The following is an 11369-nucleotide window of genomic DNA, read 5'->3' as shown; positions in this document are numbered from 1 at the left end:
CCGCGTCTCAGGCGGAAGGCACTTCCTTGAGCAGCAGGTCGCAGAACTTGTCGACCGTGGTGAGGTCCTGGTTCTCCTCGAGGTCGATGAAGACGTCCAGGCGCGTCTCGATCTTCTCGATGAACGCCAGGTACTCGATCGAGCTCATGCCCGTCTCGGGGAACTCGGTGTCCGCTTCGATTTTCTGGTTGGCCAGAATGCTTCCTGCAACTTCGTTCAGCACCTCGAAGATCTGCTCGCGCAGTTCCTCTCGGGCATCTTTCGCAGTCATATGGGACCCATTTTCTGTGGCGTACCAGCGATGGAATTCGGCGTCCGCCTTGACGTGCGCGCACACTTCAGGGCGCGAGCGACCCGCTTGCCCGCAAGGAGTCCGGCGCGAAAAAAGGCACCACAAAAACTATCGATACCCCCAGGCGGCACAGCACACGATTTCCCGCTGGACGCAGAGTTTTCGCGCGCTTTCAAGCCCCCCAGTCCGTGCCGCTCGAACCTCCCCCCGAGAGCACTCAGTGCATGCCGACTTCACCCCAGAGCACTTGGTGCACATCAAAGACCTACCCACTATATGCGCGCCTCGTTGGTAATTGTCAAGGTCGGCCGGGCGCCACCGACGTGGGTTGCAGTGAGTAGCAGGCCCTCGATGACCGTCACCCGTCCGTGCACGACGGGCACGTCGAACCCTTCCGTCAACGGACCGCTGAGCCTTCGATTACGGCGTGACAGCCGCTGGAAACCGCGTTTCGGCTGGCCAGAACGCCGGAAGTCCACGATCGGCGCAGAAACACGGCCATCGGCGAACGGGCGGCAGGTCATCACCGTGCGTGACGATCTCGGCGGCCGACGCGCCGCCGAAAGGCCGGATCCAAATTGGCCGCCGCCCGGGAGTTCACTCGATGGTCGTAAACGAAACGGCGCCCACCGGAAACCGGTGGGCGCCGTCGATCAGGCGTTTCGAGCGTGGTTTCAGTCGTCTTCGCCGCCGCCACCGAGGGCGGTCTTGGAGACCTGCATGAGGAACTCGACGTTGCTCTTCGTCTTGCGCAGCCGGGAGATCAGCAGATCGATGGCCTGCTGCGAGTCCAGCGCGTGCAGCACCCGGTGGAGCTTGTGGGTGACCGCCAGCTCGTCCGGGGAGAGCAGCAGCTCGTCCTTCCGGGTGCCCGACGGGTTGACGTCGACCGCCGGGAACATCCGGCGCTCGGCGATCTTCCGGTCGAGCTTGAGGTCAGCGTTGGCGGTGCCCTTGAACTCCTCGAAGATGACCGTGTCCATCGTCGAGCCGGTCTCGACCATCGCCGTGGCGAAGATGGTCAGCGAGCCGCCGTTCTCGATGTTGCGTGCCGCGCCGAGGAACCGCTTCGGCGGGTACAGCGCGGTCGAGTCGACACCACCGGACAGGATCCGGCCGGACGCCGGCGCCGCGAGGTTGTACGCGCGGCCGAGGCGGGTGATCGAGTCGAGCAGCACGACGACGTCGTGGCCCATCTCGACCAGGCGCTTGGCCCGCTCGATCGACAGCTCCGCGACCGAGGTGTGGTCGGACGGCGGGCGGTCGAAGGTCGAGGAGATGACCTCGCCCTTCACCGACCGCTGCATGTCGGTGACCTCTTCCGGACGCTCGTCGACCAGGACGACCATCAGGTGGCACTCGGGGTTGTTCGTGGAGATCGCGTTCGCGATGTCCTGCATGATCGTCGTCTTGCCCGCCTTCGGCGGCGACACGATCAGCGCACGCTGCCCCTTGCCGACCGGCATGATCAGGTCGATCACGCGGGTGGTGAGCTTGTGCGGCTCGGTCTCCAGCCGCAGGCGCTCGTTCGGGTACAGCGGGGTCAGCTTGGTGAAGTCGGGGCGGCGCTTGGCCTCGTCCGGGTCCAGGCCGTTGATCGAGTCGACGCGCACCAGCGGGTTGAACTTCTGCCGCTGCTGCTCGCCCTCGCGCGGCTGGCGCACGACACCGGTGATGGCGTCACCGCGGCGCAGGCCGTACTTGCGGACCAGCGACAGCGAGACGTACACGTCGTTCGGGCCGGCGAGGTAGCCGGAGGTGCGCACGAACGCGTAGTTGTCGAGCACGTCCAGGATGCCCGCCACGGGCAGCAGGACGTCGTCCTCGCGGATCTCGGTGTCCGGCGAGCCGCCTTCGCCCCGGCCGCCGCCGCTGCCCCGGCGACGGCGGTCGCGGAAGCGACGGCCGCGACGGCCGCCTTCCTCGTCGTCGTCCTGCTGGGCGCGGTTGTCCCGGTTGCCGTCCTGGCCGCCGCCGCGGTTGCCGTCCTGCTGCTGGTTGCGCTGGCGGTTGCCGTCCTGCTGCTGGCGGTTGTCGTTGCGGTTGCCGCCCTGGCGCTGCTGGTCGCGGTTGCCGCCCTGCTGGCGGTCGCCCTGGCCCTGCTGACGGTCACCCTGCTGACGGTCGCCCTGCTGGCCGTCGGGCGATCCGGCGGCGCGGTTCGAGCCGCGGCGGCGCCGGCTGCGGCCGCCCTCCTCGGGCTGGCCGTCCTGGCCCTGCTGGCCGTCCTGCTTGTCCTGCTGCGGGCGCTCGGCCTGCGGCCGGTCGTCCGACGGCGCGGAGGCGGGCGCCTCGGCCTTCGGCTCCGGCCGGGTCTCGGCCGGCGCAGCGGGGGCTTCGGCCTTCGCCTCGGCCTTGGCGGCCTTCGGCGCCTCGCCCACGCCCTCCAGCGGCAGCGTCTCCGCGGTCGCCCGCGGCTTGCGGGACTTGCCCTGGCGCTCGCGGATCGCGGCGATCAGGTCGCCCTTGCGCATGCCCGTCGTCTCGCCGACGCCGAGCTCCCCAGCCAGCGAACGCAGTTCGGCGACGGTCTTACCGGTCAGCCCGCCGACCGTCCGCTTGGGAGCGGGGGCGGTGCCGTTCGTCTCGGCCGTGCCGCTCACGTCGCTCAAAAGATCGGTGTTGCTCACACATGTCCTTCCTGACCGATCCACGCCTCCAGGTGGATCAGCGGACTGCCGGTCGCTTCTGATCGCGAACCGGCGTAGTTGCCCCCCGATACGCGAGATGAGCTCTTCGGCCGTGCGGAACACAGCTGGAGCGCCTCCACCACAGGGGTTTGCGTCCTCCAAACGGAGGACACGGAATTCGGCACCGCCGAAACCGGAAACCCGCCTACGTTCCTCCGCGCCCCGCAGCTCATGCGGTGCGGATTCGGCGGACCGACGAAGGATGCGATCCCGGGGGACCGGCATCGGGTGCGGAAACGCACGGTGATCGAACGCCCCCGAGGGTAGACCGCGGCGGTGCCGGGTGCAACAACCACCCCCCGCGTGGCGGGCGTGGCGGCGGGCACGTGACCCACCCTTTACTGAGCCGCAACCTGCACACCCGCCGGATCGACGGGCAGTTCGAGGACGTCGAACCCCTCAACGCCGACGTCGGGCGGGAGTATTCCCGTCGTGGTCAGCGCGAGCACGGTCGGCCCGGCCCCGGAGACCGCGGCGGCCACTCCCCGTGCACGCAGCGTCGCCACCAGCTCCGTGCTCGCCGGGTACGCGGGCGCGCGGTAGCTCTGGTGCAGCCGGTCCTCGGTGGCGGCCAGCAGCAGCTCCGGTTTGTCCGTCAGGGCGTGTACGGCGAGGGCGGCCCGCCCGGCGTTGTGGGCGGCGTCCGCGTGCGGCACGGACGGCGGCAGCAGGCCGCGCGTGGTCGCGGTGGCCGAGCGCACCGCGGGCACGGCCACGACCGGCCGGATCGACGGGTGCGGCGTGAGCCGCTCGGCGTGGAACTGCCCGCCGTCGCACCAGGCCAGGACGAAGCCGCCGAGCAGGCTCGCCGCGGCGTTGTCGGCGTGGCCTTCGAAGCCCGCGGCCAGCTGCAGCGCGCCGAACGGGTCGATGTCCCGCCCGGCCAGCGCGTATCCGGCGGCCACGCCGGACACGACGGCGGCCGCGGACGAGCCCAGCCCGCGGGCGTGCGGGATGGCGTTGGCGCAGCGCAGGTGCAGGCCGGGGACGTCGACGCCGAGGTGCTCGCAGGTCCGCCGGATCGCCCGCACGACCAGGTGGGTCTCGTCGGTCGGGACGTCCTCCACACCCCCGGCGCCGGCATCGGTCACCTCGACCTTCAGCCCGCCGTCGGTGACCCGCACCTCGACGACGTCGTACAGGCCCAGCGCCATCCCGAAGGCGTCGAACCCGGGCCCGAGGTTCGCGGTCGAGGCGGGGACGGTGATCTTGAAAGCGGTCACCGCAGGTCCAGCGCCGTCGCCACGGCCGAGGGGTCCACGGCCAGGGGTTCGACCTCGACGTTGCCCGCCAGTGCCGTCTGCGGGTCCTTCAGGCCGTGCCCGGTCACCGTGCACACGACGCGCGAGCCGCGCGGGAGCCGTCCGTCGGCGGCCGTGGCGAGCAGGCCCGCGACGCTCGTGGCCGACGCCGGCTCGACGAACACGCCTTCGCGGGCGGCCAGCAGGCGGTACGCCTCGAGGATCTTCTCGTCGGTGATGGCCTCGAAGAGCCCGTTCGACTCGTCCTTCGCCTTCACCGCGGACGTCCACGACGCCGGGCTGCCGATCCGGATCGCGGTCGCGACCGTGTCCGGGTCGCGCACCGGCTCGCCCAGCACCAGCGGCGCCGCACCGGCCGCCTGGAAGCCGAACATCCGCGGCGTGTTCTTCACCACACCGTCGGCCGCGTACTCCGCATAGCCTGCCCAGTAGGCGGTGATGTTGCCCGCGTTGCCGACCGGCAGGCAGTGGATGTCCGGCGCCGTGCCCAGCACGTCGCAGATCTCGAACGCCGCGGTCTTCTGCCCCGCGATGCGCACCGGGTTGACCGAGTTGACCAGAGTCACCGGGTAGTCGGCCGCGGTCTTGCGGGCCAGCTCCAGGCAGTCGTCGAAGTTGCCGTCGACCTGCAGGATCCGCGCGCCGTGCAGGACGGCCTGGGCGAGCTTGCCCATCGCGATCTTGCCCTGGGGCACCAGCACCGCGCAGGTGAGGCCCGCGCGGGCGGCGTAGGCCGCGGCCGAGGCGGACGTGTTGCCGGTCGACGCGCAGATCACCGCCTTGAGGCCGCTGGCGAGCGCGTGCGTGATGGCCACGGTCATCCCGCGGTCCTTGAACGAGCCAGTCGGGTTGGCCCCTTCGACCTTGAGGTACACCTCGCAGCCGGTCAGCTCGGACAGGTGGTGGGCGGGCAGCAGCGGCGTGTTGCCCTCCCCGAGCGTGACGACCCGCGCCCCGTCCGGGACCGGGACGCGGTCCCGGTACGCCTCGATGAGTCCCGGCCAGGGGTGCCTGATCACTGGTCTTCGCCTTCCACGCGCATCACGCTGACAACTTCGTGGACGACGTCGAGACGGCCGATTTCATCCACAGTGGACTGGAGGGCGGCGTCCGGCGCCTGGTGGGTCACCACGACCAGGCTCGCGCGGTCGCCGACGTCGCGCTGCCGCACCGCCGCGATGCTGACGTCGTGCGCGGCGAACGCCTGCGCCACCTGGGCCAGCACACCGGCGCGGTCGGCGACGGACAGGCTGACGTGGTAGCGGGTCGGCGTCTGGCCCATCGGCCGCACCGGCAGCGCCGCGTGCGCGGATTCGCGCGGGCCGCGGCCGCCTGCGACCCGGTTGCGGGCCACCGCGACGAGGTCGCCGAGCACCGCGCTCGCGGTCGGCGCGCCGCCCGCGCCCTGTCCGTAGAACATCAGCTCGCCCGCGGCGTCGGCCTCGACGTAGACGGCGTTGAACGCGCCGCCGACGCCGGCCAGCTGGTGGCTGCGCGGGATCATCACCGGGTGCACGCGGGCGGAAACCGACTCGACGCCGTCGTCGTCGGTGACTCGCTCACAGATGGCCAGCAGCTTCACCGTGCGGCCGAGCATCCGGGCCGCGGCCAGGTCCGCGGCGGTGACGTCGGCGATGCCCTCGCGGTGCACGTCCGACGCCGTCACGCGGGTGTGGAAGGCGAGCGAGGCGAGGATCGCGGCCTTCGACGCGGCGTCGTAGCCGTCGACGTCGGCGGTCGGGTCGGCCTCGGCGTACCCGAGCCTGCTGGCCTCGTCGAGCGTCTCGGCGTAGCCGGCGCCGGTGGCGTCCATCGCCGAGAGGATGTAGTTGGTGGTGCCGTTGACGATGCCCATCACGCGCGTGATGCGGTCACCTGCCAGCGACTCGCGCAGCGGGCGCAGCAGCGGGATCGCCCCGGCCACGGCGGCCTCGAAATAGAGGTCGGCGCCCGCGGCGTCGGCCGCCCCGAACAGGTCGGCCGAGTGCTCGGCCAGCAGCGCCTTGTTCGCGGTGACCACGGACTTGCCTGCCTTGAGCGCGGCCAGCAGCCAGCCGCGCACCGGCTCGATCCCGCCGACCAGCTCGACGACGACGTCGATGTCGTCGCTGGTCACGAGCTGCTCGACGTCGGCGGTCAGCAGCTCCGGCGGCAGCTCGGGGTGCTTGTCCGGGCGGCGGACCGCGATGCCGGCCAGCTCGACCGGCGCGCCCGCGCGGGCGGCCAGCTCGCCTGCCTGCTCGGTGAGCAGCCGGGCGACCTCGCCGCCGACGGTTCCGCAGCCGAGCAGGGCGACCCTGATCGGACGTCGTTCCGGTGCAGACACGGTGTCTCAGACCTCCAGGCGCAGCATGTCGTCGGTCGTCTCCCGCCGCAGCAGCAGCCGGGCGCTGCCGTTGCGCACGGCGACCACGGCCGGGCGCGGCTGCCGGTTGTACGTGCTCGCCATCGAGTAGCAGTAGGCGCCGGTCGCCGCGACGGCCAGCAGGTCGCCCGGAGCCAGCGTGTCGGGCAGCCAGCAGTCCCGGACGACGATGTCGCCGGACTCACAGTGTTTTCCCACGACCCGGGACAGCACCGGCTTGACCGGCCGGTCGGCCTCGTCCGCGGAGCGGGACACCAGCCGGACGTCGTACACCGCGTCGTAGAGCGCGGTGCGGATGTTGTCGCTCATCCCGCCGTCGACGCTGACGTACCGGCGCGCCGACTCGTCACCGAGCGAGACGTCCTTGATGGTGCCGACCTCGTACAGCGTGATCGTGCCCGGACCGGCGATGGCGCGGCCCGGCTCGCCGGCGATCCGCGGCACCGGCAGGCCCGCGTACGCGCACTCCTTGCGGACGATCTCGCGGATCTGCGTGATCATCTGCGCGGGCGGCGGCGGGTTGTCCTTCTCGGTGTAGGCGATACCGAAGCCGCCGCCGAGGTCGACCAGGCTCAGCTGGTCGAGCAGCTCGGGGCCGTGCTCCTTGGCCAGGTCGCCGAGCAGCCCGACGACGCGGCGGGCGGCGACCTCGAAGCCGTCGGCGTCGAAGATCTGCGAGCCGATGTGGCTGTGCAGGCCGACGAGCTTGAGCGACCGCGCGTTGAGCACCCGGCGGACCGCCTCGGCGGCGTCGCCCGAGGCCAGCGAGAACCCGAACTTCTGGTCCTCGTGCGCGGTGGCGATGAACTCGTGGGTGTGCGCCTCGACACCGACGGTGACCCGGATCAGCACCGGCTGCACGACGTCGTGGCGGGCGGCGATGTCGGCCAGCCGCGCGATCTCGAAGTACGAGTCGAGCACGATGGTGCCGACGCCGGCGGCGACCGCGGTTTCCAGCTCCGCGGGCGACTTGTTGTTGCCGTGGAAGGTGATCCGCTCGGCCGGGAAGTCCGCGTGCTGCGCCACGGCCAGCTCGCCGCCGCTGCAGACGTCCAGGCTCAGCCCCTGCTCGGCCACCCAGCGGGCGATCTCGATGGACAGGAACGCCTTGGACGCGTAGTGCACCAGCGACGGGTCGTCGAACGCCTCGGCGTAGTCGGCGCAGCGGGACTTGAAGTCGGCCTCGTCGACGACGAACAGCGGCGTCCCGTACTGCTCTGCCAGCTCCCGGACGTCGACCCCGGCGATCCGGACGACGCCGTCACCGGCGCGGAAGGTGTTGCGCGGCCACACTTTCGCGGGCAGCTTGTCGAGTTCCTCGACCCCCGAAGGCTGGTGCCCGGAAGTGTCGGCGTGGGGGTAGACGTCGGCGTGCCTTGGGCCCGCGGGGTGCGCCATTTCTGCTTACATCCGTTCCGGAGCGGTGACACCGAGGAGGGCGAGGCCATTGGCGAGCACCTGGCGGGCCGCCCCGTACAGCGCGAGCCGCGCGTACGTCAGCGGCGTCGCTTCCTCGTCGCCCTGCGGCAGCACGCGGCTCGAGTTGTAGGACTTGTGGAAGGCGCCCGCGAGTTCTTCGAGGTAGCGCGCAATCCGGTGCGGCTCGCGCATTTCGGCGGCGCGGCGCACGGTTTCCGGGAACTGGCCGATGGTGCGGATCAGGTCGCCCTCGGCGGCGGAGGTCAGGAGTCCGTAGTCGACGTCCGAAGTGGACTTGAGGCCGAGGTCGCCTGCCGCGCGCTCGATCGAACGGATCCGGGAGTGGGCGTACTGGACGTAGTAGACCGGGTTGTCGTTGGAGTGCTTGCGCAGCAGGTCCAGGTCGACGTCCAAAGTGGAGTCCACGGAGTAGCGGATCAGCTCGTAGCGGGCCGGGTCGACGCCGACGGCCTCGACCAGGTCCTCCATGGTGATCACGGTGCCCGCGCGCTTGGACATCCGGACCGGCTTGCCCTCGCTGACCAGGTTGACCATCTGGCCGATCAGCACCTCGACCGTCGCCGGGTCGTCGCCGAAGGCCGCGGCCGCCGCCTTGAGCCGGGCGATGTAGCCGTGGTGGTCCGCACCCAGCATGTAGATGCACAGGTCGAAGCCGCGGTTGCGCTTGTCCTTGAAGTAGGCCAGGTCGCCGGCGATGTAGGCCGGGTTGCCGTCCTGCTTGATGACGACGCGGTCCTTGTCGTCGCCGTACTCGGACGACTTGAGCCACCAGGCGCCGTCGTTGAAGTAGAGGTTCCCGGAGTCCTTCAGCTGCTGGACGGCGGCCTCGACGGCGCCGGACTTGTGCAGCGAGTCCTCGTGGAAGTAGACGTCGAAGTCGGTGCCGAACTCGTGCAGGCTCTGCTTGATCTCGCTGAACATCAGCTCGATACCGATCCGGCGGAACGTCTCGTGCCGCTCGGCCTCCGGCAGCGACAGCGCGCTCGGCTCGGCCTTGAGGACGTTGGCCGCGATGTCGTTGATGTAGCCGCCGGCGTAGCCGTCCTCCGGCGCGGGCTCGCCCTTCGCGGCGGCGATCAGCGACCGCACGAACCGGTCGATCTGCGCGCCGGCGTCGTTGAAGTAGTACTCGCGGGTGACGTCGGCGCCCTGCGCGGCCAGCACGCGGCCCAGCGCGTCGCCGACCGCGGCCCAGCGGGTGCCGCCGAGGTGGATCGGGCCGGTCGGGTTCGCCGAGACGAACTCGAGGTTGATCTTCGTGCCGGCCAGCGCGTCGCCGCGGCCGTACGCGGCGCCGGCGTCGAGCACCTGGCGGACGATGTCGCCCTGCGCGGCCGCGGCGAGGCGGAAGTTGAGGAAGCCCGGCCCGGCAACCTCGGCCGAGGCGACGCCGTCGTCCGCCGAGACCGCCTCGGCCAGCGCCTCGGCGAACTCGCGCGGCTTCAGCCCGGCCTTCTTGGCCACCTGCAGGGCGAGGTTCGTCGCGTAGTCGCCGTGGTCGGGGTTGCGCGGGCGTTCGATGGTCACCTGCTCCGGCAGCACGGCGTCGTCGATGCCACGTGCGGCGAGTACCTGCACGGCGGAGCTGCGGACCAGGTCGGCGAGAGCGGCGGGAGTCACTCGCGGAATTCTAGGTGCGGCCAGGTCCGGCGCTTGCATCGGTCTCGAACACGTCACGGTGGGTGGGTGCGCGAGGTGTTAACGGTGATCAGACGGGTGACCCCTACACTGGCCGGGGCGGGAATCCGTCCGCAGCCATCAGAGGGAGAACGCGGGAGCCATGGCGAACGGGACAACTCGGAAAAAGGCGTCGGCGGTGAAGGCGGCCCGCGGTTCCGTCGTGACGAAGAAGGGCACGCCGTGGGGCACGATCATCGCGGTCGTGGCCGTCGTCGCCCTGCTCGGCGCCGTGATCACCTACTACATGGTGAAGTCCGCCCCGAAGCGTGACCAGGCCGACCGCGAGGCGGCGGCCGCGTCGTACGCGCCGACCGCGGCGGACCCGGACCCGTCCAAGCGCATCCCCGGCGTGGTGACCGCGAACTACTCCGGCAGCGTGCACGTCCTCCCGAGCGAGCGCGTGGCCTACGACAAGACCCCGCCGTTCGGCGGCCCGCACGACCAGACGTGGGCCACCTGCACCGGCACGGTGTACCCGAACGCGGTCCGGACCGAGAACATGGTCCACTCGCTGGAGCACGGCGCCGTCTGGATCGCCTACAACCCGCAGCAGATCACCGGTGACGCGCTGAACCTGCTCAGCGTCCGGGTCAAGGGCAAGCCGTACACGATGATGTCGCCGTACCCGGGCCTCGACAAGCCGATCTCGCTGCAGTCGTGGGGCCACCAGCTGAAGCTGGACGACCCGAACGACGCCAGGATCGACGAGTTCATCGCGGCGCTGCGCAGCAACCCGAACGGCGTGTACCCCGAGGTCGGCGCGTCCTGCGACGCCGTCCCGGGCTCGTTCGACCCGGACAGCCCGCCGCCGTTCGACCCGTCGAAGCCGGGCCCGGACGCCAAGCCGATGGACTACAAGGGCAGCACGGGCGCGCAGACCGACCAGAACGGCGGCATGGGCCAGCAGTCGACCGGTGCCCCCGCGCCCTCGACCGCGCCGACCAAGTGAGTTCTCCCGGGCAGCCCACGTGGTCGCGCTGGGTGATCATCGGCGGCACCCTGCTGGCCGTCCTGCTGATCGGCGCGACGGCGGGGATGTTCGTGACGCGGGCGGTGGACGACGACCCGGCGGCCGCAGCACCGGCGGCCGGGTCGGTCGAGGTGGGCTTCGCGCAGGACATGTCGACCCACCACCTGCAGGCGGTCACGATGGCGGGCATCGCCCGTGACCGCACGACCGACCAGGAGATCAAGCAGCTGGCGTTCGACATCGAGCGCACGCAGCTCGAGCAGATCGGCCGCATGAAGGGCTGGCTCATGCTCTGGGACCAGCCGGAGCAGTCGATCGGCGCGCCGATGCAGTGGATGAAGGAGCCGATGCCGGGCCACGACGGCATGGCGATGGCCCCGTCGTCGGTCAACCCGTCCGGCGGCGCGCTGATGCCGGGCATGGCGACGGACGCGGACCTGACGAAGCTGCGCGGCCTGTCGGGCCGCCCGTTCGACGTGTTCTTCCTGCAGCTGATGCTCCGCCACCACCAGGGCGGCACGGCCATGGCCGAGTACGCGGCGGCGCATTCGAGCCTGCCGGCACTGAAGGCCCTGGTGAACAGCATGCTGACGTCCCAGGGCGCGGAAATGGACCAGATGAAGCTGATGCTCTCCGGGCGGGGCGCCCAGCCGCTGCCCGCCTAGGGCCC

9 protein-coding genes are annotated in these 11369 nt (G+C 71.0%); 2 read left to right on the top strand and 7 right to left on the bottom strand.

Annotation, left to right across the window (positions count from 1 at the left end):
- Positions 1–7: 7 nt before the first annotated feature.
- The 7 genes from ABJI51_RS22240 to argS all read right to left on the bottom strand — a co-directional run bounded on the left by ABJI51_RS22240 (position 8) and on the right by argS (position 9669).
- The gene (locus ABJI51_RS22240; RefSeq protein WP_348953172.1) at positions 8–271 is read right to left on the bottom strand and encodes an acyl carrier protein; all 264 of its coding nucleotides are present in this window, start codon (positions 269–271) and stop codon (positions 8–10) included.
- Between the two features lie 695 nt (positions 272–966).
- Positions 967–2922 (bottom strand): transcription termination factor Rho, encoded by a 1956-nt coding sequence (gene rho / locus ABJI51_RS22235; protein ID WP_348953171.1) that lies wholly within the window; start codon positions 2920–2922, stop codon positions 967–969.
- A gap of 398 nt (positions 2923–3320) precedes the next feature.
- Positions 3321–4205 (bottom strand): homoserine kinase, encoded by an 885-nt coding sequence (thrB, locus tag ABJI51_RS22230; protein WP_348953170.1) that lies wholly within the window; start codon positions 4203–4205, stop codon positions 3321–3323.
- Entirely contained in the window at positions 4202–5263 is a 1062-nt protein-coding gene (gene thrC, locus ABJI51_RS22225) for a threonine synthase (protein ID WP_348953168.1), read from the bottom strand. The genes thrB and thrC overlap by 4 nt, the downstream gene beginning before the upstream one ends.
- Positions 5260–6570 (bottom strand): homoserine dehydrogenase, encoded by a 1311-nt coding sequence (locus tag ABJI51_RS22220; RefSeq protein ID WP_348953167.1) that lies wholly within the window; start codon positions 6568–6570, stop codon positions 5260–5262. The genes thrC and ABJI51_RS22220 overlap by 4 nt, the downstream gene beginning before the upstream one ends.
- A gap of 6 nt (positions 6571–6576) precedes the next feature.
- Positions 6577–8007: a diaminopimelate decarboxylase gene (lysA, locus tag ABJI51_RS22215; protein WP_348953166.1), complete on the bottom strand. Its 1431-nt coding sequence runs from the start codon at positions 8005–8007 to the stop codon at positions 6577–6579.
- Between the two features lie 6 nt (positions 8008–8013).
- Positions 8014–9669: an arginine--tRNA ligase gene (argS, locus tag ABJI51_RS22210; protein WP_348953165.1), complete on the bottom strand. Its 1656-nt coding sequence runs from the start codon at positions 9667–9669 to the stop codon at positions 8014–8016.
- A 196-nt stretch (positions 9670–9865) separates the two neighbouring features.
- Between argS and ABJI51_RS22205 the strand changes: the two genes are divergently transcribed.
- Together ABJI51_RS22205 and ABJI51_RS22200 are read left to right on the top strand one after the other, a co-directional pair.
- The gene (locus ABJI51_RS22205) at positions 9866–10678 is read left to right on the top strand and encodes a thioredoxin-like domain-containing protein (RefSeq protein WP_348953164.1); all 813 of its coding nucleotides are present in this window, start codon (positions 9866–9868) and stop codon (positions 10676–10678) included.
- Positions 10675–11364, top strand: a complete 690-nt coding sequence (locus ABJI51_RS22200; protein ID WP_348953163.1) for a DUF305 domain-containing protein — start codon at positions 10675–10677, stop codon at positions 11362–11364. The genes ABJI51_RS22205 and ABJI51_RS22200 overlap by 4 nt, the downstream gene beginning before the upstream one ends.
- Positions 11365–11369: the final 5 nt, after the last annotated feature.

This window comes from Amycolatopsis melonis (genome assembly GCF_040064235.1).
In the GTDB taxonomy this organism is placed as follows: Bacteria; Actinomycetota; Actinomycetes; order Mycobacteriales; family Pseudonocardiaceae; genus Amycolatopsis; species Amycolatopsis melonis.
The sequence above is the reverse complement of the archived record's forward strand: the minus strand, read 5'-3'. Positions and strand labels throughout refer to the sequence as shown.